General features: G+C 39.9%; 22 protein-coding genes. 9 read left to right on the plus strand and 13 right to left on the minus strand.

Annotation, left to right across the window (positions count from 1 at the left end; translation table 11 throughout):
- Positions 1 to 47 precede the first annotated feature (47 nt).
- On the plus strand, positions 48 to 797 hold the full coding sequence (locus DUT70_RS19110; RefSeq protein WP_162926673.1) for a head GIN domain-containing protein: 750 nt from the start codon (positions 48 to 50) through the stop codon (positions 795 to 797).
- Between the two features lie 58 nt (positions 798 to 855).
- Here the strand turns inward: DUT70_RS19110 and DUT70_RS19115 are convergent, their stop codons facing one another.
- The 4 genes from DUT70_RS19115 to DUT70_RS19130 all read right to left on the minus strand — a co-directional run bounded on the left by DUT70_RS19115 (position 856) and on the right by DUT70_RS19130 (position 7,608).
- Complete coding sequence (locus DUT70_RS19115) at positions 856 to 1,590, minus strand: DUF2490 domain-containing protein (RefSeq protein ID WP_113648970.1); 735 nt, start codon at positions 1,588 to 1,590, stop codon at positions 856 to 858.
- A gap of 496 nt (positions 1,591 to 2,086) precedes the next feature.
- Positions 2,087 to 3,316: a 2-oxoglutarate dehydrogenase complex dihydrolipoyllysine-residue succinyltransferase gene (gene odhB / locus DUT70_RS19120; protein ID WP_113648971.1), complete on the minus strand. Its 1,230-nt coding sequence runs from the start codon at positions 3,314 to 3,316 to the stop codon at positions 2,087 to 2,089.
- A gap of 94 nt (positions 3,317 to 3,410) precedes the next feature.
- Positions 3,411 to 6,206, minus strand: a complete 2,796-nt coding sequence (locus DUT70_RS19125; protein WP_113648972.1) for a 2-oxoglutarate dehydrogenase E1 component — start codon at positions 6,204 to 6,206, stop codon at positions 3,411 to 3,413.
- A 115-nt stretch (positions 6,207 to 6,321) separates the two neighbouring features.
- Entirely contained in the window at positions 6,322 to 7,608 is a 1,287-nt protein-coding gene (locus tag DUT70_RS19130) for a DASH family cryptochrome (protein ID WP_113648973.1), read from the minus strand.
- 189 nt (positions 7,609 to 7,797) lie between these two features.
- On the opposite strand from DUT70_RS19130, the gene DUT70_RS19135 reads away from it, so the two are divergent.
- Both DUT70_RS19135 and DUT70_RS19140 read left to right on the plus strand, forming a co-directional pair.
- Positions 7,798 to 8,376 (plus strand): Crp/Fnr family transcriptional regulator, encoded by a 579-nt coding sequence (locus DUT70_RS19135; protein WP_113648974.1) that lies wholly within the window; start codon positions 7,798 to 7,800, stop codon positions 8,374 to 8,376.
- Between the two features lie 149 nt (positions 8,377 to 8,525).
- A complete protein-coding gene (locus tag DUT70_RS19140; RefSeq protein WP_113648975.1) occupies positions 8,526 to 8,963 on the plus strand; it encodes a carboxymuconolactone decarboxylase family protein in 438 nt (145 codons plus the stop codon).
- Positions 8,964 to 9,292: 329 nt separating this feature from the next.
- Here the strand turns inward: DUT70_RS19140 and DUT70_RS19145 are convergent, their stop codons facing one another.
- The 5 genes from DUT70_RS19145 to DUT70_RS19170 form a co-directional block, all read right to left on the minus strand.
- The gene (locus tag DUT70_RS19145) at positions 9,293 to 10,495 is read right to left on the minus strand and encodes a glycosyltransferase family 4 protein (protein ID WP_113648976.1); all 1,203 of its coding nucleotides are present in this window, start codon (positions 10,493 to 10,495) and stop codon (positions 9,293 to 9,295) included.
- A 1-nt stretch (position 10,496) separates the two neighbouring features.
- Entirely contained in the window at positions 10,497 to 11,096 is a 600-nt protein-coding gene (locus tag DUT70_RS19150) for a ribonuclease HII (protein ID WP_113648977.1), read from the minus strand.
- Between the two features lie 705 nt (positions 11,097 to 11,801).
- The gene (locus DUT70_RS19160; protein WP_113648979.1) at positions 11,802 to 12,890 is read right to left on the minus strand and encodes an ABC transporter permease; all 1,089 of its coding nucleotides are present in this window, start codon (positions 12,888 to 12,890) and stop codon (positions 11,802 to 11,804) included.
- Between the two features lies 1 nt (position 12,891).
- A complete protein-coding gene (locus DUT70_RS19165; protein ID WP_113648980.1) occupies positions 12,892 to 14,028 on the minus strand; it encodes a glycosyltransferase family 2 protein in 1,137 nt (378 codons plus the stop codon).
- Positions 14,006 to 14,983, minus strand: a complete 978-nt coding sequence (locus DUT70_RS19170; RefSeq protein WP_113648981.1) for a hypothetical protein — start codon at positions 14,981 to 14,983, stop codon at positions 14,006 to 14,008. The genes DUT70_RS19165 and DUT70_RS19170 overlap by 23 nt, the downstream gene beginning before the upstream one ends.
- A 43-nt stretch (positions 14,984 to 15,026) precedes the next feature.
- Between DUT70_RS19170 and ruvC the strand changes: the two genes are divergently transcribed.
- A complete protein-coding gene (ruvC, locus tag DUT70_RS19175) occupies positions 15,027 to 15,590 on the plus strand; it encodes a crossover junction endodeoxyribonuclease RuvC (RefSeq protein WP_113648982.1) in 564 nt (187 codons plus the stop codon).
- A gap of 77 nt (positions 15,591 to 15,667) precedes the next feature.
- Here the strand turns inward: ruvC and DUT70_RS19180 are convergent, their stop codons facing one another.
- Both DUT70_RS19180 and DUT70_RS19185 read right to left on the minus strand, forming a co-directional pair.
- Positions 15,668 to 16,723, minus strand: coding sequence for a TerC family protein (locus tag DUT70_RS19180; RefSeq protein ID WP_113648983.1), 1,056 nt, complete (start codon positions 16,721 to 16,723; stop codon positions 15,668 to 15,670).
- Positions 16,723 to 17,694 (minus strand): polyprenyl synthetase family protein, encoded by a 972-nt coding sequence (locus DUT70_RS19185; protein ID WP_113648984.1) that lies wholly within the window; start codon positions 17,692 to 17,694, stop codon positions 16,723 to 16,725. Before DUT70_RS19185 ends, DUT70_RS19180 begins: the two co-directional genes overlap by 1 nt.
- A gap of 69 nt (positions 17,695 to 17,763) precedes the next feature.
- Between DUT70_RS19185 and DUT70_RS19190 the strand changes: the two genes are divergently transcribed.
- Genes DUT70_RS19190 through DUT70_RS19210 form a run of 5 tightly spaced genes read left to right on the plus strand, consistent with a single transcriptional unit; the run spans position 17,764 to position 21,853 of the window.
- Positions 17,764 to 18,741 (plus strand): alpha/beta hydrolase, encoded by a 978-nt coding sequence (locus DUT70_RS19190; RefSeq protein WP_113648985.1) that lies wholly within the window; start codon positions 17,764 to 17,766, stop codon positions 18,739 to 18,741.
- A gap of 2 nt (positions 18,742 to 18,743) precedes the next feature.
- Positions 18,744 to 19,610, plus strand: coding sequence for a patatin-like phospholipase family protein (locus DUT70_RS19195; RefSeq protein ID WP_113648986.1), 867 nt, complete (start codon positions 18,744 to 18,746; stop codon positions 19,608 to 19,610).
- Positions 19,611 to 19,613: 3 nt separating this feature from the next.
- On the plus strand, positions 19,614 to 20,069 hold the full coding sequence (locus DUT70_RS19200) for an SRPBCC family protein (RefSeq protein WP_113648987.1): 456 nt from the start codon (positions 19,614 to 19,616) through the stop codon (positions 20,067 to 20,069).
- 54 nt (positions 20,070 to 20,123) lie between these two features.
- Entirely contained in the window at positions 20,124 to 20,504 is a 381-nt protein-coding gene (locus tag DUT70_RS19205; RefSeq protein WP_113648988.1) for a PH domain-containing protein, read from the plus strand.
- A gap of 5 nt (positions 20,505 to 20,509) precedes the next feature.
- Entirely contained in the window at positions 20,510 to 21,853 is a 1,344-nt protein-coding gene (locus DUT70_RS19210; protein ID WP_205529844.1) for a deoxyguanosinetriphosphate triphosphohydrolase, read from the plus strand.
- A 43-nt stretch (positions 21,854 to 21,896) separates the two neighbouring features.
- Here the strand turns inward: DUT70_RS19210 and DUT70_RS19215 are convergent, their stop codons facing one another.
- The gene (locus DUT70_RS19215) at positions 21,897 to 23,042 is read right to left on the minus strand and encodes an alpha-hydroxy acid oxidase (RefSeq protein ID WP_113648989.1); all 1,146 of its coding nucleotides are present in this window, start codon (positions 23,040 to 23,042) and stop codon (positions 21,897 to 21,899) included.
- A 51-nt stretch (positions 23,043 to 23,093) separates the two neighbouring features.
- Entirely contained in the window at positions 23,094 to 23,882 is a 789-nt protein-coding gene (locus tag DUT70_RS19220) for an L-fucose dehydrogenase (RefSeq protein ID WP_113648990.1), read from the minus strand.
- Positions 23,883 to 23,885 lie beyond the last annotated feature (3 nt).

Here is a 23,885-nt window from a genome sequence, read left to right on the forward strand (position 1 = left end):
AACGTTTTCAAATCAAACAGTGTCTCTTAAGAAAGCAAAAACTAACCATGAGCAAAAAATACATTTCCATAGGCTTTATGCTAGCCGCAGTAATCGCGACAGCACATCCTGTACAATCAGAATTGCCTATTAATATCGGCATATCAAAATCAAAGCTGAAAACCAGAGATATTGAAGTTAAAAACTTCAATGCTGTTGCCGCAGGAGGTCCTTTACAGGTAATCGTTACTTTAGGTGCTACCGAAGGTATTAGATTTGAAGGTGATGAAGAAGCCATTGCATCACTGGTTGCAGAGGTAAAAGGCAACACGCTAATGATTAGACCTCAAATAAGCTGGACCAGTTGGTCGCACAAATATAAAGACAAAAAGATAACGGCTTATGTAAATGCAAAAACCGTTAAAGCCCTAACCATGAGTGGCGACGGTTCTCTCACTGTAAAAGGCACCATTAATCAAAATTCATTGACGACTACCGTAAGTGGTTCTGGAGTAATTAATGCGACCATAGATGTGCAAGATTATACGGCTACCGTTAGCGGCTCAGGAAAATTGAACATCTCAGGCGAAGCGGGTAAAACCAGCGCAAACATTAGCGGTTCAGGTAATTTAAGCAAAAAAGGCGCTTTAAAAGTAGCTAGTCTTTCTGCTCGCATCAGTGGTTCGGGTACTGCTTATGTACATACCGATGGTGAAATTAGTGCTTTTATAAGCGGCTCTGGAAGTGTTTACTATACAGGCAATGCCGAGATTAGTCAAACAAGTATTGGCTCAGGAAAAGTAAGAAAGGCAAATTAAAAAGCATAAATCAAAAAAAAGTCCTGCTCTTGCGGGACTTTTTTATGCAAAGGCTTATCTAAAACCTTGTGTATAATGCCAGCTGAACGGCATTATTCATGGTATTCACCGACGCTCCTTTGACGGCTTGGTTTAAATAACCAGCTTCAACATCAAATGCTTTTGAAACGCGATAACCTACCGCTAAATAAGCTCTATTCTGGTCAAAAGTACTTCCATTCAATTCATCTTTGTTTTGCAGGTTTAAGAAAAATTCATTTTGCAAGGCTACAAACATTCCTTTTTCAAAAGCGCCTGCTTGCTTTTTTAAGGGCTGTACCAACCTAAAGAAATAACGGAAACGTTGAGAAAATAAATTATCAGTTTGACGCTCAATAAAACGTTGCTCCAGCCTAAACCTGTGGCTTAAAACTGCCCCTTTCCAAGGTTGATGATTATAAATGTATTGTTGCCAAATACGATGTTCTGTTAAGGTAAATTTCGGCTCATAAGGTGTGGTGCCTGGTGCAAAAACGGGATACAAATGCGGTAAATAAGTCTGCGTAAACAAATAGCCTACCGTCGCATTTGAGTTCTTGTTGATATAATAGGTTACACCTGGTCTAACTAACAAATTTCTAAGTCTGTCCCAGTTATCTTCCGAACGCAACTGCAAATCAAAGTGCATGCCCCACTTATCATTAAACTTTGTACTATTTAAAAACATAAACCAACCCGTATTTTGTTGATTGGTTTGCGCATAGAGCATCGTGCCGAAAACACTGAATAAAACAACAAGTGTAATTTTTCTCATTTGGTTTTTAATTTGTGTGACAACGAAAATATCAAAATAACTGAATAATGGGAAAAACGTAACAGAAAGTAGACAAAGAATGATCAATCCGTCATTTCGACTGAAGCGCAGTCGCTAAATTTTGGGAGAGAAATGTTTGAGCAAGATAAGTCAAGTCCAAAGATCTCTCCGCTACGGTCGAGATGACGGTATTTCGTCACATTCTTCTTTTAGTAATGTGATGAAAGCCTTAGGCTCTGACCTATGTGTCATTGCGAGGCACGAAGCAATCTCCTTTTCATTTGTATAATTTATCGCTTTAAGATTGTTTCGTACTTCACAATGACGAATCGAATTAGGACTAACTTCGCTGCATTTCGTGATTCCCTCCTATGTGGGAATCATGAGGTGACAGCAAACTATAAAAAAGCCTTATCCATTTTCATGAACAAGGCTTAATATTTTTGAAAAAAGTTAAAAAAATCCTTAACTATTCTTCATTCCTTAATGTTTAAACTTATACACCTAGCAACAATCTAGCTGGGTCTTCCAATAATTGTTTAACACGTACCAAGAAACCTACTGACTCACGTCCGTCGATAATTCTGTGGTCGTAAGATAAAGCAATGTACATCATCGGACGGATTACTACCTCTTTATTCTCAGCAATTGGACGCTCGATAATGTTGTGCATTCCTAAAATTGCAGATTGAGGAGCATTGATAATCGGAGTAGACATCATTGAACCAAAAACACCACCGTTGGTAATGGTAAAGGTACCGCCAGTCATTTCTTCAATGGTCAATTTGCTATCTCTAGCTTTAGTAGCTAATTCAATCACAGTTTTTTCAATTTGTGCTAAGCTCATGCTCTCCGCATTTCTAATGATCGGCACTACCAAACCTTTAGGTGCAGATACTGCAATGGATACGTCAACAAAATCATTATAAATAATTTGATCACCTTCAATACGAGCATTTACCGCAGGGAAATCCTTAGCAGCTTCACAAACCGCTTTGGTGAAGAAACTCATAAAGCCTAAGCCAACACCAAATTTCTCTTTAAATTGATCTTTATACTTCGCACGTAAATCCATGATTGGCTTCATGTTCACTTCGTTAAAAGTGGTTAACATGGCGGTTTCATTTTTAACCGCCACTAAACGTTTTGCTACTGTTTTACGCAATGGCGACATTTTTTCAGCACGCTCATTTCTTGAACCCGCAACTGGGGCAGCAGGGGCAGCTTTTGGAGCCTCCGCCTTAGCAGCTGGCTTACCTGCTTGTGCATTATTTGCATCTTCTTTGGTGATTCTTCCATCCACACCGCTACCTTTTACATTAGCAGCATCAACACCTTTTTCAGCTAAAATTTTAGCTGCCGCTGGTGAAGGAGTACCTGTTGCGTAGCTTTCGTTAGAAGATTTTTCGGCCACTGGAGCTGCAACTTTATCTGCTGCTGGTGCTTCAGCCTTTGGAGCTTCTGCTTTTGCTTCTTTCGCTGGTGCTGCGCCACCTTCTTCAATGGTACAAACTACTGCACCAATTTCTAGTGTATCGCCTTCACTAGCTACTACTTTTAAAGTTCCTGATTGCTCTGCAGTAAGTTCGAAAGTTGCCTTGTCTGATTCTAACTCAGCAATAATTTCGTCCATTTCTACAAAATCACCATCGTTTTTAACCCAACGAGATAATACTACCTCGGTAATCGATTCGCCTACTGGCGGAACTTTGATTTCTAAACTCATATTTTTATGTATGTTGTAAGGTTGAAATGTTGTAAAGTTGAAACATTGTGGGTGAACAAAATCTCAAATCTCACATCTCAGTTCTCAAATCTATTTAATCTGCTTTAATAACACTTTTAGCTACCTTTTTAACAGGCTCTTTTGCCGCGGCCACTGAAATCTCAAAAGTTTTAGCCACAATATAAGCTTGTTGGTTAGTATGTTGTTTAGCATAACCTGTCGCTGGACTGCTGCTTTCTTTTCTTGAAATCACATCAATATGGCTTAATGCTGTTTTTCTCAATCTACGCAACAAATACGGCCAAGCACCTTGGTTTTCTGGTTCTTCTTGTACCCAAAGTACTTCATCAGCATTTTTGTAGCGGTTGTAAACAGCTTCCATTTGCTCCAATGGCGTTGGATATAACTGCTCAACACGTACTAAAGCTACTTCTTTACTGTTGTTGGTTTTTTGAGCATCCAACAAATCGTAATATATTTTACCTGAACAGAAAACTACACGCTTCACTTCTGCAGGTTTTACGTTTGCATCATCAATCACTTCTTTAAAGCCTCCAGAAGTAAAATCTTCTAATGGACTTACACAAAGTGGATAACGCAATAAGCTCTTAGGACTAAAGTTCACCAAAGGCTTACGGAAATCACGTTTAAACTGACGACGCAAAGCGTGGAAGAAGTTAGCTGGAGTAGTACAGTTGGTCACCTGCATATTGTACTCAGCACATAATTCTAAGAAACGTTCAATACGTGCTGAAGAGTGCTCTGGACCTTGTCCTTCGTAACCGTGAGGCAACAACATGACTAAACCGTTTGCTCTTTGCCATTTTGTTTCAGCACTGGCAATGTATTGGTCAATTACAATTTGTGCCCCATTAAAGAAATCTCCAAATTGCGCTTCCCAAATGGTTAATGCATTAGGGTTTGCCATTGCATAACCGTATTCGAAACCTAAAACTCCGTATTCAGATAAGTGTGAGTTATAGATATCAAAAGAAGCTTGTTGCTCTGAAATATTTAATAGTGGAGTGTACTCTTCTTCCGAATCTTCAAGGGTTAATACCGCATGACGGTGTGAGAACGTACCACGTTTTACATCCTGACCGCTTAAACGAACTCTTTTACCTTCGGCCAATAGGGTACCGTAAGCCAATTGCTCGCCCATGGCCCAGTCAAAAATATGGGTTTCGGTAGCCATTTTAAGTCTTTCATCAAATAATTTCTCAATTTTTTTGAAGAACTTTTTATCTTTTGGCAAAGTACTGATTCTTTTCGCTACTTCTAAGAAAGTGCTCTTTTTAACACCAGTTTCTGGAGAGGTTTCAAAATCTTTTGCAGTCGCTAAACGCATATCTGCCCAAGCACCACCAAATTTAACTTCAGCTAAAGCGGCGTTGTACTCTTTCGCCTCGTTTAATGAAGTTTGTAAGTGCGCTTTAAACTCTTTCTCCATTTCCTTAGCACCAGCCTCATCTAGTTTACCTTCTTTAATCAATTCGGCAACATAGATTTTCAATGGATTATCGTGTTTTTCAATCGCTTTGTACAATAACGGTTGCGTGAATTTAGGCTCATCCGACTCATTATGCCCAAATCTACGATAGCAAAGGATGTCAATGAATACGTCATTTCTGTATTTCTGACGATATTCCATCGCTAAGTTAATTGCGTAAACCAATGCTTCCGCATCATCACCATTTACGTGGAAAACTGGAGACAAAGTTACCTTTGCAATATCTGTACAGTAAGTACTAGAACGGGCGTCTTTGTAGTTGGTGGTAAAACCAATTTGGTTATTAATTACTAAGTGGATGGTACCACCAGTTTTGTAACCATCTAAACCAGCCATTTGAATCACCTCGTACACAATCCCCTGACCTGCTACAGAAGCATCACCATGGATTAGTATTGGTGCCAAGCGGCCGTCATCGCCATTGTATTTAAAATCAATTTTCGAACGGCTCATTCCTTCCACAATACCATCTACCGTTTCTAAGTGCGATGGATTTGGGCAAAGGCTTAAGTGTACGTTTTTACCTTTATTGGTAGTTACATCGGTTGAGTAACCCAAGTGATATTTTACATCGCCACCGAAAGGAGTTTCTGGATTGTAGCTTCTTCCTTCAAACTCTGTAAAAATATCTTTATAGCTTTTTTGCATGATATTGGCCAATACGTTCAAACGACCGCGGTGAGCCATACCCAACACAAATTCTTCAATACCTAAATCAGCACCTTTTTCAATTACGGCATCTAGGGCTGGAATTAATGCCTCGGCACCTTCAAGCGAGAAACGCTTTTGGCCCAAGAATTTAGTACCTAAAAAGTTTTCAAAAACAACTGCTTCGTTCAACTTTTTAACTATCCTCATTTTCTCATCGTTAGATAGTTTTGGAGTATTGCGTTCGCTCTCCATTTTGCCTTCTAACCATTGCAATACTTCAGGAGTACGCACATATTTGTACTCAACGCCAATAGAGCCACAGTAAGTTTGCTCCAAAAAGGCAACAATATCTTTCAGCTTTGCTGGGCCAATACCCAACTCAACACTTGAATTAAAAACCGTTTCTAAATCGGTAGTGCTTAGACCAAAATTTTCAATATTTAAGGTTGGTAGGTGTTTACGACGTTCTCTAACTGGATTTGTTTTGGTAAACAAATGGCCACGTTGACGGTAGCCATTAATCAAATTCAAAACATTAATTTCTTTCAAAAAATGCTCTGGAGCTTCTCCTCCACTTACATTCGTAGCATCTGCGCCTCTTCCGAAATCAAAACCTTCAAAAAATTTCTGCCATCCAAACTCTACAGAACTAGGGTCTTCTTTGTAACTCTGGTATAGGGATTCTACATATTCGGCATTGGTGCCGTTGAGATAAGATAAATTATCCATTGGTATTTTTAACTATTACGATAAGTATTGCAAAATTAGGATTTTACCTTTAGAAAAGGCAATAAAATCACATTTAAATAAATTTAAAAAGTGTAACTAAAATATAGACGGTTTTTTAGGCTCGAACGACCTGTGCAAACGTTCCTTTTGGGTCTAAAAATTTCAACAGCTTCTCAAAATCAAAGCTATTTGATAATTTTTGATCGTTTCCAACACCCGCTACCGCTGCCCAATTTCCCCAATTACTTGCAGGACAATAGTCTATCAGTTGCTCCTCAAAATAAGCAGCTCCCAACACCCAATTCAGGCCTAGTTCTTTAACGAGATAAGTGGCAACTAATTGCCTTGCTATTTGATTGATATAGCCAGTAGTATTTAGCTCCTGCATACAAGCATCTACCAAAGGTTGACCAGTCTGTCCTTCTTTCCAATTTTGCAATGCTGCAGTATTTTCTAAGCGTAACGAAAAACCATCTTTTCTAAACCCTTGAGGCTTAAAGAAGGTATTGCCGTATTTTTTGAACATGAATCGATAGTAATCTCTCCAAAGCAGTCCCAGTATAATTTGATGGAAATAAGGTTTCACGCCATAATTAGCCTCGGCTTCTTTCATTTTCCAATACACCTCACGCGGCGAAAGGCAACCTAACGCTAACCAAGCGGAAAGCTTAGAAACAATTTCATGTTTTTTAAGTGTGGCATTGGCCAACATCATCCCTTCTCCAGCATGCAAATACTCATGTAAATGTGCCAAGGCTTCTTGCTCGCCACCCTTAAAATCAGTTTTGATTTTAAGCATGCTTGCTGCAGGATCTTGCAGTAGCTCTGCCAGCTCAGGAATCTCACCCCAATCCTCTAAGCTTACAAAAGTAATGCTTGTTGGTGTAGTAAAACAGGGCTTAACCACCGCATCACGCTCTGTTTTCTTTTTAAATTGGGTAAAAACATCAGGAATATCCTTAATAGGAAAAGGCAAATCTTCTTTATTGTACAGCGTATGGCCAATAAAATGCTTAAGATTTACTTTTAACTTCCAAAGTGCATCTTCAACTTTTACACTTACTGCAGTTTCTTCGCTGGCTACTTCCCTGTGGTGATAAACCTCGGTCAGTTCGTACTTTTCAACCAGTTCAGGCAGTAGTTCTTCTGGATGCCCTTGCAACACCAAAAGATTACCACCCATTTGCTGTAACACCTGTTGCAACGAAGAGACACTTTCAATTAAGAATTTTGCCCTGGTAGCACCAGTTTTAAAAGAATGATAGGGAGTTTGCTCAAATTGGCGAGGATCGAATATGTAGACTGGCAAAATTTCATCAGCCTTGGAAATAGCTTCAACCAGCATTTCATTATCGTGCAAGCGAAGATCATTTCTAAACCAAACTAAATTTTTTTTGCCCATATCCCTAGCCATTCAAACTTAAGAGCTTGCAATTTGCGAAATTTTCGGCCAACTGCCTTTAAAACCGCTCCAATTTTACATATCTATAACATAGAGTGGTTTTACGTAAAGTTTGTGTTGCAAAACTAAAATTTCATCATTGTAATGAAAAGAAGAAACTATCTCTAAATCCAACTATATTAGCGGTCAATGTCCAACTTACTTTTTAAACATATTCAGAAATTTGCAACGGTGAGCGAAAGTGATTTTGCTAGCATCCTAGCGTTCTTCGAGCCTATTTCTGCCAAAAAGAAGGAAATTTTACTAAGTGAAGGACAAATTTGCAGACGACACTTTTTTGTACTCAAGGGCTGTTTAAGATTATTTTATGTAAAGGAAACAGGTGCCGAACAAACCACTCAATTTGGTATCGAAAGCTGGTGGATGACCGACAACCTAGCTTTTCTAGAGCAAAAACCAAGTGCTTTCAGCATACAAGCGGTAGAACAATCTGAAGTTTTGAGCATTAGCTACGAAGCACAAGAAAAGATGTTAGCCAAATTCCCACAAATGGAGAGGTATTTCAGGAGGGTATTTGAAAAGTCCTTTGCCGCTGCACAATTGAGGATTAAATACATTAACGAATACTCCAGAGAGGACCTTTATTTTCATTTTGCCAATAGCCAACCCGCATTTATGCAACGGGTGCCACAATATCTCTTAGCCTCCTACCTCGGTTTTACACCTGAATACCTTAGCGAAATCAAGAAGAAGCATTTTGGAAAATAAACAAAATGGAATAATAAGGTAATGTGATGATGAGATCATTTGATCGCATGGCAATTTTGCTTTCTTAAACCAGTTTAAGTTTCTTGCGAATAGCACCCTTTAGCTTTGTATCATTAATTCAACACCAATAATTTTTAACACTTGATACAATGAAAAGAATAGATTTATTAAGCCTAGAGCCTAATGCTTACAAAGCAATGTTTGGACTAGAAAGCTACCTACAAAACACTTCATTACAAAAATCTCATTACGAGTTGATCAAAATTAGGGCTTCTCAAATGAACGGTTGTGCTTTTTGCTTGGACATGCACACTAAAGATGCCATTAAAATTGGCGAAACGCAACAACGCATCTTTTTGCTTAACGCATGGAGAGAAACTAGCTTATTTACCGAAGAGGAAAAAACACTTCTAGATCTTACCGAAAAAATCACCCTTATTCACCAAGGCGGCGTTAGTGACGAGCTCTATGAAAAAGCAGTGAACACTTTCGGAGAACACTACCTAGCGCAAATCATCATGGCCATCGTAGCAATTAATGGCTGGAACAGAATTGCAATTAGCACTCATAAAGACGTTGCGAAATAGCCTTTCCCGTCATTCGGAGATATACTAGACTTACGAAGTTTTAGAAACTTCGCAAGTCTTTCAGTAACCCACCCGTCATTTCGAACGCAGAGAGAAATCTAGCTATATGAGATTAAACCTAGCAACTTTAAAAAACAAATCGTTAGATTTCTCCTCCTTCGGTCGTCGAAATGACGAAAATAGCAATGTCTTTACGGGAACGCAACCTCTCCCGCCATATCAGCTGGAATCAGTCCCAAATCTTCGACAGAGACACCCTTGAACAATTAAAAAGAGATTCCTCCTATCGTCGGAATGACAAAAGGAACGTAAGGAAAAGTAGTTAGGATTTATACCACCGTTAACTCCTGATAAATATCGAACATGCGCTTGGCATTAGCATTAATTTCATGATGCTTTTCCGCTGTTTTTCTAGCGTTTTTACCAATCTCCTGCCACTTATTAGGCTGAGTAATACACTTCAAAATTGAGCGATAAAACTCGTCGGCAGTATCCGCAATTAAGATGTCTTTACCATGCTTACAATCAATGCCTTCGGCCGCCATGGTGGTCGCAATAATACATTTCTGCATGGCCATTCCTTCAATAATCTTCACCCGCATGCCACTCCCCGAAAGCAAAGGCACAATCATAATGGCCTTACTGTTAATAAAATCCACGGCGTCAAACACCTCCCCTTCCACAATCAGGTTATCCGAATCGTATTCAAAAAACTGCTTTTGCATGTTCTTACCTGCGATATAGAACCTTAGTTCGCCGCTCAACTCTTCAATATCAGGCCAAATTTCATCCAAAAACCATTCTAAGCCTTCTTTATTTGGTCTCCAGTCCATAGCCCCCAAATGGAACAGCGTAGGGAAACTGGTTTTACTCGTATCTATTTTATACTTCGAAAAATCTAAAGCTACTGGAAAAACATCCAATCGGGTCTGGCAGCCCATCAGCAACAACTTTTGCCTATCAGGGTTGCTAATGGCAAACACCTGATGAAAGCGATTAATCTGTTCCGTTTCATAAGCCTTTAAACGGCGGGATAAAAACTCCAGATAAGTTCTGCGGGGTGTAAACCGCTCTCCCTGTGCCAAACGCTCCCATACATCATGTTCAATATGATGCGCTCTATAAACAAGTTTAGCCTTGCTATGGGCTTTCACGGTATCCAAGTAAGGCACTACAAAAAGCCCTTCAAACTGTACAACATCAAATTCCTGTTCACGCAAAACATTCTCCAAAACCTTTTCCGCATCGTGGTCATGATAACGGGAGACGTTGTACGATTGGTTCGAAAAAATATTGACAAAAGCATCCCAAACGTTCACTTCAATATCTACTGTAAACGAATGAAAGTTGATTTTTTCAAAAACAGGATCATAAATATCATCCACATCCACATACTGTTTAGAGTTGTTAAGGCTAAACAGGGTCAGCTCCACGCCAAGGTCAAGCAGCCCCTTTATGGTATTGTAAACCACAATAGGATAACCGCTATTTGGCGGAAAAGGAACTCTATGACACAGTAGAAGTACTTTCAATTTAAAATTCTATCGTAAGTTGCGGACTGGTTACATTAAACGTTTTTCGGTGGTAGGGAGATGGGCCAATATTAATCACGGCATTACGATGGGCAATGGTTGGATATCCTTTGTTCTTTTTCCAATCATATTGCGGATAATTCACATCCAAGGCTGCCATGTACTCATCTCTGTGCGTTTTTGCCAAAATAGAAGCCGCCGCAATGTTCAGGTACTTCCCGTCGCCTTTTACAATGCACGAATGCTTAATTTCTTGATAAGCCTTAAAACGATTACCGTCAATCACCAAATATTCAGGTCGCAGCACAAGCTGGTCCAAAGCACGGTGCATGGCCAAAAAAGAAGCATTTAAAATATTAATGCGGTCAATTTCCTCATGGTCAACCATGGCTACAGCCCATGCCAATGCCTTTTCTTCAATAATCGGACGAAGCTCATCTCGCTGTTTGTGCGACAGCTGTTTCGAATCTGTTAAACCCTCCAAATAGAAATCCTTGGGCAAAATTACCGCAGCGGCCACCACTGGACCAGCCAAACAACCACGTCCAGCCTCATCACAACCAGCCTCAATTAATTCTATTTGATAACAGTTTAGCAGCATATTACAAAAATAGCACTTAAAAAGATTTAGCTATCAGTTTTTAGTATTTAAATCAAAAAACGGTGCTACTTTGTTGATTAGTTTTCTTTGAAAAGCTTGGTAAATACTACGATGAATGCAAGCCCTGTGTTCCGTTTCAAGTCCGCACTCGCTAACTGCTGCGCAGTGCCACTCGCTTACGGGCTTTCCACTTCACCCAGGTTTAGTTTAGTTAAGGCAGTGCCAGCTAATATGCTGCCTATTGATCTGTGGAACTTTGTCAATCTTAATGATGGCGCTTTACAAGATTGACAAAGTTGTATCCCGGCAATTACGTTACTTGGTATAACAAGGCTTACGAAGTTTTTGAAACTTCGTAACCTTTCACAAAAAGACGGATAGATTGAATGGCAAACTGTGTCCAAAAAAATTCTGCTATTGCCCCATAAACCCGACCGAAGTGGAAAGCCCACAGTGAACCTTGTCGCAGGCAAGAGTGAACGAGGACTTGAAGCGAAGTGCGGGACTATCGGTTAAAAAGAGATAGTGAACCTGCTTTTCGCAAAAATTAAACACTTGTATTTTGGCCTTTTACATCAAAAGCGTCATACTTGTCATTCCGACGTTAGGAGGAATCTCTAAGAATATTACGAACCAATCCTATCCCAAAGATTTACTTCGTAGCTGTTCCGCGGTTGTCGCTACGCTCTGAATGACAAAAAAAAATTAAACACTGGTATTTTGACCTTTTACATCAAAGGCATCACGCAAGCCGATAGCAATTAAATTGAAAGCGTACACAGTGAGCATAATAGCCAAACCTGGCAACACGGCCAAATAAGCGGCATCCATAATGATATACCCGTAGTGTTCCTTAATCATAGTGCCCCAGCTTGGCATAGGTGGCTGTGCCCCAAAACCTAGAAAACTCAAGCCTGTTTCCAACAAAATAGCGGAAGCAAAATTGGCCGAAGCGACCACCAAAATTGGTCCAGCAATATTTGGCAAAATATGTTTAACAATGATTCGTCCGTTAGAAAAACCTAAGGCTTTCGCCGCTTCTACAAATTCAACTTGCTTTAAGGCCATTACCTGTCCGCGGACTAAACGAGCCACGTCAACCCAGGTAGAAAGCCCTACAGCAATGAAGATTTGCCAAAAACCCTTCCCCAAGGCAAAGGAAATAGCGATCACCAACAGCAATGAGGGCAGTGACCAAATCACGTTCATGAACCAACTGATGGCGGCATCTACTTTTCCTCCAAAATATCCTGCAATGGCACCTAAGCCTACCCCAATAACCATTGAAATAAGCACGGCCATTAAACCTACGGAAAGCGATACGCGAACGCCAAGAATTAAACGGCTCAATAAATCTCTGCCGTAAATATCGGTTCCTAAATAGTACGTTTTTTGATAGGTATTTTGACCAGAAACTAATGGATAGGCTTCTTCTTCGGCCTGCTCATCGTCGCCAATATACTCGCGGGCAAAAACTTTATTGCCCACTATACGGCTAGAGGTAATTGGAATACTTTTGAAGTTGGCTTCCTGCCCAAAAAGCATTTTTTCGAAAAGTCCTACTTGCTTAATATTTTCGTTTCGACTAACAATGAGGAACTGAAAAGTACGTCCTGGCTTTTTATTGGTCAGTTGCAGGTGCATGGTATTGACATAGGGGGTTTGATCGGGCGTAATTAAATAGCCCAAAATGCCAACCACCACCATAAAACAAATAAAAATAAGGCCAGTTAATGCAAGTGTATTACGTCTGAATTTCTTCCAAACCTTAGTGGATTGAGTAGTATCTGCCATGTTATTTTACCATTCGGCCTTTCCAATTATATTTTCCTGAATTTCCGGCAATGCCAATATAAATAAAGTAGATGACATGTAAAATATTGAGCGCTGGCAGCCACCAAAGTAGCGCCCTTCTTTTAAAGAAATTTGTCATTTGAACGAGGAAAATGAACTCAATCAACATTTTTGCTGCCAATTGAAAAATCAAGAAAGGAAGTGAGGCAGCAAAGAAAATACTCAGTAAAGCATTAACCACAATACTCACATTAAATAGCCAAATACTTACGCCTAAAATAATCACCGACTTGTCTTTATAGCGGGTACTTTTTGATGCCCAACGGCGACGTTGTTGGATAAATTCGCCAAGGGTTGGCTTGGCGTGCGTGTAAACCACGGCCTCTTTATTTTTTAGGAAGCCTATTTTATTTCCGTAAATGGCGGCAATTTTATGGAGCAAAAGCTCGTCGTCGCCAGAAGCTAAATCATCAATGCCTTTAAAGCCGCCCACTTCAATAAACGCTTTTTTCTCATAGGCCAAGTTGGCGCCGTTGCAAGTGCTCGGGTTTTTATTTCCGATGGTGGAAGCCCCCAAGCCAATGAGGTAGCTAAACTCCAGCGATTGCAAATTTTCGAAAAGAGTCTTTTCTTCAAAATAGGCCACTGGCGATGAAATCATTTTATAGCCCATCGTTTCGTAGCAATTTACAATGGTGGGTAACCACTGTGGTCCCATTCTGCAATCAGCATCGGTAGTGATAATTAAGGTACCTTTTGCCCCGTCGATAGCGGTTTGTATCGCTTTTTTCTTGTAAGAATTTAGGGCTTTGTCTTCGTTCAGTCGAATCAGCTTCACACCTTCAGCTTCATAACTGGTCACTATCTCAGCAGTACTGTCAGTAGAATGGTCGTCAATCACAATCAATTCAAACAGTTCTCGGGGATACCGTTGTGCCAGCACGTCATCAATGGTTTTGGCAATTTTATCTTCTTCGTTTCGGGCTGCAATGATGATAGACACCAAAGTTTGGGGCAATGCCGTATTTTTTTGATAGGGTTTAATTCTTTTCCACCCCACAATAAAAGTAGCCACCACAAACACATAAATGAGGGTTAAAAATGCCGAGAAGTAGTTAATTGCGTCTAGTATTTCCAAAGATGTTGAGTTTAAATACGAAATAGGAACCTAAGATAGCAGGAATTATAATATTGATGAGCCAAATACTGGCAATACATGCTACCACTACAATATTTTGATCGGTAATGTACTTGAAGAAAAATAAGGCTGTTACACTTCTAATGCCAATATCTAACAAATCTAACGAGGGTAAAGTAGACTGTACAAAAAACAGAATAGGCACCAACATGAGCACGTCAAGCAAGCTCAAATCTGGAATGAGCCAAAGGAACATGATTAAATACTGCGTGGTAAAAACAGCATATCTTGCCAAACAAAATAGCAGAACTTTAAGCAGTTCTTTTTTTTGATAGCGTCCTAAAACAGCATAGAATTTTGCGTATTTGCGGGTGAATTTTATCGACAGCAAAAGTCCATTAAGCCATTTGATGTTGAAGTAAAAAACCAGAAAAAACAAGGCAAACACAAAAGAAAGTCCACAAATTGCAGCAAAAAGAATAGGTTCTATTGGAATAAATCGATAAACAAAGATACAGGCGGCAATAGCTCCAAAAACATTGGTAAGCACCAATTGGCCTATATTCCCCACGGTCATTACCACTACACCTACTATCCGCCTTTTAGGTGATAGAAAGAAAACTCTGCCTCCGTATTCACCCAATCTATTTGGGGTAAAAACAGCCCAAGTTAAACCGCAAAATACCGACTCTATGGCTCGCCACAGACTAATTTGTTCCACTCGCTGTATTAAACGCTGCCACTTTACTGCCTCTAGTCCCCAGTTAAATAGCATGAGCGTAAAAACACTGCCGAGTACCAAGCTAATCTGCGAGGTGGAAATATCGTGCAGTAAAGCAATAAATTCCTTTAAATCGTGATGATTGGCTAGTTTTTTATAAATGAACCAAAAAGCAAGCGCTACTACGGCTATCTTAATGAGGTTGGACAGTATCTTTTTATAACGGGATGTCAAACTAAATGCTTTTTGTGTGTGCAAATATGCTTAATATTGTCGTATGTTGGTTGAAAAAAAGGAACGTGTTATTTTAGGAGTAGACCCAGGAACGGCAATTATGGGCTACGGAGTGATTTTGGAAAAGGGCAGCAAGATGGAGCTACTAAGCCTTGGGGTAATACGTCTCGACCACTTGGACGACCATTTTCTAAAGCTTCAGCGCATTTTCGAAAAAACCATTGGCCTTATCGAAAATTACAAACCTGATGCCTTGGCCATTGAGGCTCCTTTTTATGGCAAAAATGTACAGGTAATGCTCAAACTGGGCAGAGCCCAAGGGGTAACCATGGCCGCTGCCCTGTCTAGAAATCTTTCGGTAACGGAATATGCGCCACGTAAAATCAAACAATCAATCACGGGCAAAGGTACGGCAAGCAAGGAGCAGGTAGCTGCCATGCTACAGCGTTTGCTCAACTTTAAAGAAACTCCAGAGTTTTTAGATGCTACCGATGGTTTGGCAGTAGCGGTTTGTCATTCTTTTCAAAAGATATCGACCTCTGGGAAGAGCAAAACTTATACTGGCTGGGAGGCTTTTGTAAGTGATAATAAAAAACGGGTGAAATAATAATTATTTTCTCAATGGTTATCACCACCTAAGACACCTTAGTTCATTTTAGTTTCAAAAAGAAGACATGAAATTGCTTACGCTTGATGCACTTCTTTCTTCTTTGGAAAAGCCAGACTAGCAATAATACTCAACGCCAAAATACCCACAATAATAATCAACGAATGTTCGGTGGTAAAGCCCCAAGCTTTTAGGTATCCATGTCCGAGCATTTTCACGCCAATAAAGGTCAACAATATCGCCAATCCAGTTTTTAAATAGTGGAACTTATGGATAATGTTCACCAAAAGGAAGAACATCGAACGTAAGCCCATAATGGCAAAGATATTGGAGAAAAATACGATATAAGCATCTTTGGTGACCGCAAAAATAGCTGGAATTGAATCTACCGCGAAAATCAAATCGGTGAATTCTACAATCAATAACACCAAGAACAATGGCGTGACAAACTTTTTTCCATTGATTTTGTGAAAGAACTTTTTGCCTTCGTATTTAGGATGAATCTTAAAAAAACGTGAGGCAAACTTCACTACAGGATGATTTTCAGGGTCAATTTTATCATCTTCTTCCTTAGAGAAAAACATTCGTACCCCTGTAAACACCAAGAAAGCCCCAAACACGTACAAAATCCATTCGAATTGGTTGATTAATGCCGCGCCTACAAAAATGAAGATGAACCTCATGATGATGGCACCCAAAATACCCCAGAATAATACACGGTGGTAATATTTCTCAGGCACTGCAAAAGCTGAGAAAATAAGTACAATCACGAAGATATTATCTACCGAAAGGGCATATTCAACCACATAACCCGTTAAAAATTCAATGCCTAGGTTCTGCTTGTAAAGCTGTAAACTGGCTTCAAAATTACCTGGGATAACGCTAATGGGATGCTTATGTGCCTTAATGACTTGTTCCAGCTTGGCCATGCTATCAATACCATGCAGATAATCGCCTTTTAAGATCAACAGCAGGTAGAAACTTAGTGCCAAAACTACCATCACAAAACTCATGATACCAGCTTGTTTTAAACTTACTACGTGTTCTCTTCTGCTGAAAAGACCTAAATCAAGGGCAAGGATAAATACAATAAAGAGTAAGAATCCGCCAATAAATAACAGTTCGTGCGACATTATTTTTTACGTTCAGTGGTATATCTAACCAATTGTTCAAGGCCTGTTCTAGCATCTCCCTCTGGGAAACCATGCAATATTTCAAAAGCCTTGTTTTGGTATGCTAACATTTTTTGGTTGGCGTAATGCACGCCCTCATTGGCATTCACAAAATCAATAATTTCCTGAATCTTTTTCGGGTCGTCGTTATGACTTTTTACTAAATTGATGATACGCTTACGTTCTGATTTTTCAACCCTGTTTAAAGCATAAATCAAAGGCAAGGTTACTTTCTTTTCTTTGATATCAATTCCTAAAGGCTTGCCTACATCATCTGTTCCAAAATCAAAAGTATCATCCTTAATTTGAAAAGCAATACCTACCAATTCTCCAAACAGTCGCATTTTTTCAATCAGCTCTTCCGAAGCGCCTGTTGAGGCCGCACCACAAGCACAGCATGAAGCAATTAACGAAGCCGTTTTTTGGCGGATCACGTTAAAGTACAGCTCTTCACTAATATCCATTCTGCGCACCTTTTCAATCTGCAACAACTCACCCTCACTCATTTGTTCCACCGCTTCAGATACAATCTTCAACAAATGAAAGTCATTGTTGTTTACCGAGAGTAATAATCCCTTTGAAAGCAAATAATCGCCCACTAAAACGGCAATTTTATTTTTCCAAAGTGCATTAATAGAGAAGAAACCACGACGTTCATAGGCATTGTCTACCACATCGTCATGCACCAAGGTTGCCGTGTGCAGTAACTCTACCAACGCTGCTCCCCTATGCGTAGATTCAACAATACCACCACAAAGTTTGGCTGCAAAAAATACGAACATAGGGCGCATTTGCTTCCCTTTTCGCTTAACAATATAGTGGGTAATTCTATTGAGCAAAGGTGCATTACTATGCATTGATTCCTTGAACTTTACCTCAAAGGCATCAATTTCTGCTGCAATAGGCTGCTTTATTTGATCTATTCCGGGCATCTGGCAAAAATGTGTTTGCAAACTTAGTTGAATTTCTATTAAAAGCGTATTTTTAATGAAACTATTCGCATGAAGACTTTTTTCAGAATCATCCTCATCGTTATCGCTACGTTTGGCCTTGTTTATCTAATAGGCCCAAAAGTACAGGAACCTATTTACAATGCCGAATTACCAAAACCCATCGCTATTAATTCTGTATCCGCCTATGTCCATCAGCTCGAAAAGCAACATCAGTTAAAACCAGAAAACGAAGCGGAGATCATTTGGGCAGATAGCACCCATCGACAAACTGAATATGTGGTAGTGTATTTGCATGGATTTTCGGCATCTAAGGAAGAAGGCAACACAGTGCACCGTGATTTTGCTAAATCTATCCATGCCAACCTTTACTTAAGCCGCTTAGCAGACCATGGTATTGACACCATCGCTCCTATGCAGTATTTCACCGCCGACAGATTATGGGAAAGTGCAAAACAAGCTTTAGTTATAGGTAAAACTTTAGGCAAAAAAGTGATACTAGTGGGCACTTCTACAGGCGGAACATTGGCTTTAAAATTAGCCGCGGTTTATCCAGAAATACATAGTTTGGTGTTAATGTCGCCAAATATTGCCATTAACGATGATAAAGTATGGATTTTAACCCATCCTTGGGGATTACAAATTGCCCGATTGGTTACAGGTGGCAAAGAACGCTTGGTGGAAGGTAAAAGTGCATTGTACAAAAAATATTGGTACACTAACTACCGTTTAGAATCGGTAGTACAATTGCAAGAACTATTGGAAAGCAGTATGAATAAATCTGTTTTTAAGGAAGTGAAACAGCCTACACTTTTGCTTTATTATTACAAGAACGAAAAGGAACAAGACCCTGTGGTGAGCGTACCTGCCATGCTTAAAATGTTTGAGGAACTTGGAAGCTCCCAAAAGGAAAAACAAGCTTTGCCTAATACTGGAAATCACGTGATTGGCTCATCCATTACCTCAAAAGACATTCCTGCAGTAGAAAAAGCGATCGCGAAATTTGCATCAAAGTATATTAGCCAATAAGTATGACCAAGAAAAAGATACAATTAGTTTTAGGTAGCGGCGGGGCCAGAGGCTTGGCTCACATTGGAGTGATTGAAAGCTTAGAACGTGATGGATACGAAATTTGCGAAGTGGTGGGCTGCTCAATGGGTGCAGTAGTAGGCGGCTTGTACTGTGCGGGCTTTTTAGGGCAATACAAAGATTGGCTGGCTACTTTAACCAGAGGCAATGTGTTCAGTTTGGTAGATTTTACTTTTAATACCAGAGGTTTTGTTCGTGGCGAAAAAATTTGGACGCTCATTGCCAAGATTACGGGTAATCAACAAATTGAAAATCTTAAAATTCCATTTACAGCGGTGGCTACCGATATGCTCAACATGCAGGAAGTGCATTATCAATCGGGTGATTTGTTTGCGGCTTTACGTTCTACTATTTCTATCCCTGGGGTGTTTACGCCTGTAATTGATCAAGATACGGTATTAGTGGATGGTGGGGTGCTTAATCCGCTTCCCATTAGCGCCATTAAAAGAAGAGAAGATTGTGCAGTAGTTGCCGTGAACATCAATGGCCGAAACGAACCTTTGGTGGAACAGGAAGAAGCAAAACAGAAAAGCAGGAACTGGCTGCAACGTTATTGGAATAACAGCAACAAAAACAATATTCCTAAAATATCTTTTTTCGACTTGATGAACACCTCCTACGATTTTACCCAAGATCGTTTGGTACAATTAACCATCCAACACTATCAACCAGATTTGGTGATAGAAATTCCTAGAAATGCCTGCGGAACTTTCGATTTCCATAAATCTGCACAGCTTATTGAACTAGGGAAAAAAGCCTACGAAAAAGCCAAACAGCTCAAACAAAATTCTTTACAAAAAGCCTCTTAAAAAATGGAAATCAAAGACAGTCCTTGTGTAGAAACCCAAATGTTGATCAGAAAACCTATTGCCGAAGTATTCAAGGCTTCTATTGATCCAACGGTTACCACCAATTTTTGGTTCACTAAGGCAAGCGGGAAACTTGAAGTGGGGAAAACCGTGATTTGGCATTGGGAAATGTACGGCGTATCTGCCGAAGTGTTGGTGAAGGAAATTGTACCCCATCAAAAAATCATTGCCGAATGGGGCGATCCTGCTACCACCATTGATTTTAATTTTACCGAAGTTGATGAACATTGCACCTATGTGGTGATTAAAAATTATGGTTTCCATGAAACTGGTGACGATTTAATAGCGATTATAAAAGACGCTACTGGCGGATTCACCACTGTTTTAGATGCTTGCAAAGCTTATCTAGAGCATGGTATCAAACTTAATTTAGTGGGCGACAAGTTTCTCACCAAATAAGTCCAAATTGTTTGAAATTTTACTTAACATCGCAAAAAAATATTCATCAAAATCATGGGACTTTTTTCAAACATCATGGGCAACGCCTCAACCGTTAGCCAAGAAGATCTTTTAAAGAATTACGGACAATTACTGATCGATAACGAAAAAATCGAATTAGGTTTTAAATTGTTCAGAGACACTTTTATGTTCACCAACAAACGATTAATTATTGTTGACGTACAGGGGCTTACTGGTAGCAAAACAGAATATCTATCCATTACCTATAAAAGTATTTCGAGGTTCAGTGTAGAAACTGCAGGTACCTTTGATTTAGATGCAGAATTAAAAATCTGGATTTCTAGCGAAGTTCTTCCAAGCATCAAAAAGAAATTCAACAAATCTGTAAATGTTTACGACGTGCAAAAAGTGCTAGCCACTTATGTAATTGGATAATGATGATGGAATGGAAGAAATTGTTGTCTGCAAAACGTTGGGGACATGAGCAAAAGCAGATTAGGGACACAGACGAAGCCAGATCTCAATTTCAGATTGACTACGACAGACTGATTTTTTCATCGCCTTTTAGACGCTTGCAAAACAAAACTCAAGTATTCCCGTTACCGGGAAGCGTTTTTGTGCACAACCGTTTAACGCATAGTTTAGAGGTAGCTAGTGTTGGCCGTTCTTTAGGACGTATATTTTACAACCAAACCAAAAAGGACAATCCAAACATTGATACGGAAGTACCTTTAATGAGCGAAGTGGGCAACATTGTAGCTGCCGCAGCACTAGCGCACGACTTGGGTAATCCCGCTTTTGGACACTCGGGCGAAGCAGCCATTTCGAGGTATTTTACCAATGGAGAAGGCAAGGTTTATCTAGACCAACTTACTGAAGAACAAAAAAAGGATTTCACCCATTTTGAGGGTAACGCCAATGCCATTCGCATTTTAACTCACCCCTTCGAAGGAAAAGGCAATGGTGCTTATGCTTTAACTTATGCTACTTTAGCTGCCATTGGCAAATATCCATGTGAATCCATTCTTGGCCATCAAAAGCCTTTATTGCACCGCAAAAAATACGGCTTCTTCCAATCGGAAAAGGAAATTTTCAGGACACTTGCTACTGAACTAGGCATGATTGCCGATAGCGAAAATCCATTGGGATATTTCCGTCATCCGTTGAGCTTTTTAGTAGAGGCGGCTGATGACATTTGTTATGGTATTATTGACTTGGAAGATGCCCATCGTTTGCAAATTTTAAGCTTTGATGAGGTAAAGAATCTGTTGTTGCCGCTTTGTAAAGGTGAAAATTTAGTAGAAAGACTAGAGAATGATTTGGAGGATGATGATGCCAAAGTAAGTTTGTTGAGGGCTAAAGCCATTAGTACACTGATTTACGAGTGTTCTCACATTTTTTACGAAGAGCAGGAAGCCATTCTTAGCGGTACTTTCAACAAAAGCTTAACCGATTCCATTCCCGAACAATATTCAGCTGCCTGGCGAGAAATAGAGCGTGTTTCTATTGAGAAGATTTACAATTACCAATCAGTTATACAAAAAGAGGTTTCTGGATACAAGGTAATGGCAGGTTTGTTAGAAGAGTTTGTGCCTGCTTTGGTACATAATGATACGCACTATTACAAAAAACTAGTCAAGCTCATTCCAAAGCAGTTTCATACCGAAAAACAAGACCTTTACTCGAGAGTGCAAAGTGTACTCGATTTTGTATCGGGCATGACCGACTTGTACGCGGTTGATCTTTATGGTAAAATCAAGGGGATTTCTTTCCCTTCAATTTAGTGGGATTACTGCTGTTGTGGCTACTAAAAATAGCCACAACATTTTACCTGATAAAATGCTTCGGAAAATCTCCTACACGTTCGCAACAAACTTGTTCCATCACCTGTTTTAGCTGATGTTTTAAAACCGCCATAGCATGCTGCCCGCCTTTATTGCCTAAGGCAGCAACGCTATACATGAATGTTCTGCCTAAAAATGTAAAATCTGCACCAACGGCTAGCGCTCTTGCCACATCTGCACCAGACCTAATGCCGCTATCCATCATTACAGTGAGCTTATTTTTAAAAGACAGTAGATTTGCCAAAGATTTTACCGCCGATTCTCCTGCATCAAGCTGTCTGCCTCCATGGTTCGAAACAATCATTCCATCCAGACCCAAATCAACCGCCAGCTGGGCGTCTTCACTACTTGCAATCCCTTTAATCACTAATTTCCCTTGCCATTTGTCTCTAATGGTCGCAATTCGATCCCGATTTAACCTGCCCGAAAAGGTTTTATTCATAAAGGCCCCGAGTTGCCCCATATCTAACCCTTTTGGCATGTACGGTTTCAGTGTGGCAAATGAAGGTTGACCGTGTACCAATGTTTGAAAAGCCCAATTTGGTCGTCCCATTATTTGAAGGATATTTTTTAAAGTCATGCGGGGCGGCATAGCCAAACCGTTGCGGATATCTCTTGGCCTGAAACCAAAAGAGGGAACATCGGCCAAAATGACCAATACGTCACAGTTTGCTTCTTTTAGTCTACGCAAAATATCATCACGTAATACATCTTCTGCTGGATGATACAATTGGTACCAGAAATCTCCTTCCGTGATCTTGGCAATATCTTCTATCGCACTCGTTGATACGGTACTTAAGATAAATGGCACATTATGTTCTTTGGCTGCTTTAGCTAAAATGTTAGGAGAATTTGGCCAAATCAAACCCTGTAAACCTACGGGAGCAACTCCAAACGGTGCTGAGTAAGTTTTACCAAATAAAGTCGTACTCATATCAAGTCCGTCATAATCATTTAGATAGAATGGCTTTAATTGTACTTCTCTAAGCTCTGTCGTATTACGATATAAATTTACGTCTTCGTTACAACCGCCATCTAAATATTCAAATGCAAAATTTGGAATCCTGCTTTTGGCTTTATTACGTAAATCATCTATACCAGGATAATTTTGGCTATATTCTAAATTCATCTCGTCGTTTTTTTAGTTGTTTTGAAGGTTTGGCCAGTAAACATGCGTCTGTTAACCATGCAACAACGCTCTATCTAAATGCACATAACCGCCATCTACATAAATTAGCTGCCCAGTGGTATGGCTAGATTTATTGGACAACAGGAAAGCAACGGTATTGGCTATCTCTGTTGGTTCTGTCATTCGGTTTTGCAGTGGGATGCGAGCATTAATTTCCTTCAATTTAGCCTCGGCATCGGGTAAAGTCTGTATCCAACGTTCATATTGGGGAGTCCAACTTTCAGCTACTATTACTGCGTTTACACGGATATCGTATTTTAAAAGCTCTACTGCCCACTCTCTGGTAAGGGCATTACGGGCTCCATTTGAAGCTGCATAACCAGACGTCTCTCCCTGGCCTGTAACTCCAGTTTTTGAGGCGATATTAACGATGCTGCCTTTGGATTGCTTGAGATAAGGCAGGGAATAATGGGCCAACAGATAGTAATGTACTAGATTTCGGTGCACCGAATCCATAAATTGCTGATAGTTGCCGTTTTCCAAACTTACGCCATCGTTGAGACCTGCATTGTTTACCAATCCATCAATTTGTTGGTATTTGGCTATTACTTTACTTATTGCCATTTGGCAATCGTTAGGATCTGAAAGCTCGGCGACAACACTTCCACATTTACCGCCACTGTTAATTATTTCTGCTTCGAGTTTAAGGTTATCTGCTTCGCTTCGACCTATGATAATAGGTATTGCATTTTCACTAGCCAATACTCGGCATATTGCATTACCGATACCTTTAGCTCCCCCACTTACTAAAATCACTTTGTTTTTTAACTGTAGATCCATTTT

Source organism: Pedobacter chitinilyticus (assembly GCF_003313385.1).
Taxonomy (GTDB): domain Bacteria; phylum Bacteroidota; class Bacteroidia; order Sphingobacteriales; family Sphingobacteriaceae; genus Pedobacter; species Pedobacter chitinilyticus.

Coding starts and splice junctions, on each gene's coding strand:
- DUT70_RS19210 (WP_205529844.1), top strand. CDS start 20,510: ATGGAATGGAAGAAATTGTTGTCTGCAAAACGTTGGGGACATGAGCAA.
- DUT70_RS19160 (WP_113648979.1), bottom strand. CDS start 12,890: ATGGCAGATACTACTCAATCCACTAAGGTTTGGAAGAAATTCAGACGT.
- DUT70_RS19220 (WP_113648990.1), bottom strand. CDS start 23,882: ATGGATCTACAGTTAAAAAACAAAGTGATTTTAGTAAGTGGGGGAGCT.
- DUT70_RS19110 (WP_162926673.1), top strand. CDS start 48: ATGAGCAAAAAATACATTTCCATAGGCTTTATGCTAGCCGCAGTAATC.
- DUT70_RS19135 (WP_113648974.1), top strand. CDS start 7,798: ATGTCCAACTTACTTTTTAAACATATTCAGAAATTTGCAACGGTGAGC.
- DUT70_RS19195 (WP_113648986.1), top strand. CDS start 18,744: ATGACCAAGAAAAAGATACAATTAGTTTTAGGTAGCGGCGGGGCCAGA.
- DUT70_RS19125 (WP_113648972.1), bottom strand. CDS start 6,206: ATGGATAATTTATCTTATCTCAACGGCACCAATGCCGAATATGTAGAA.
- DUT70_RS19190 (WP_113648985.1), top strand. CDS start 17,764: ATGAAGACTTTTTTCAGAATCATCCTCATCGTTATCGCTACGTTTGGC.
- DUT70_RS19180 (WP_113648983.1), bottom strand. CDS start 16,723: ATGTCGCACGAACTGTTATTTATTGGCGGATTCTTACTCTTTATTGTA.
- DUT70_RS19150 (WP_113648977.1), bottom strand. CDS start 11,096: ATGCTGCTAAACTGTTATCAAATAGAATTAATTGAGGCTGGTTGTGAT.
- ruvC (WP_113648982.1), top strand. CDS start 15,027: ATGTTGGTTGAAAAAAAGGAACGTGTTATTTTAGGAGTAGACCCAGGA.
- DUT70_RS19200 (WP_113648987.1), top strand. CDS start 19,614: ATGGAAATCAAAGACAGTCCTTGTGTAGAAACCCAAATGTTGATCAGA.
- odhB (WP_113648971.1), bottom strand. CDS start 3,316: ATGAGTTTAGAAATCAAAGTTCCGCCAGTAGGCGAATCGATTACCGAG.
- DUT70_RS19140 (WP_113648975.1), top strand. CDS start 8,526: ATGAAAAGAATAGATTTATTAAGCCTAGAGCCTAATGCTTACAAAGCA.
- DUT70_RS19130 (WP_113648973.1), bottom strand. CDS start 7,608: ATGGGCAAAAAAAATTTAGTTTGGTTTAGAAATGATCTTCGCTTGCAC.
- DUT70_RS19185 (WP_113648984.1), bottom strand. CDS start 17,694: ATGCCCGGAATAGATCAAATAAAGCAGCCTATTGCAGCAGAAATTGAT.
- DUT70_RS19205 (WP_113648988.1), top strand. CDS start 20,124: ATGGGACTTTTTTCAAACATCATGGGCAACGCCTCAACCGTTAGCCAA.
- DUT70_RS19115 (WP_113648970.1), bottom strand. CDS start 1,590: ATGAGAAAAATTACACTTGTTGTTTTATTCAGTGTTTTCGGCACGATG.
- DUT70_RS19215 (WP_113648989.1), bottom strand. CDS start 23,042: ATGAATTTAGAATATAGCCAAAATTATCCTGGTATAGATGATTTACGT.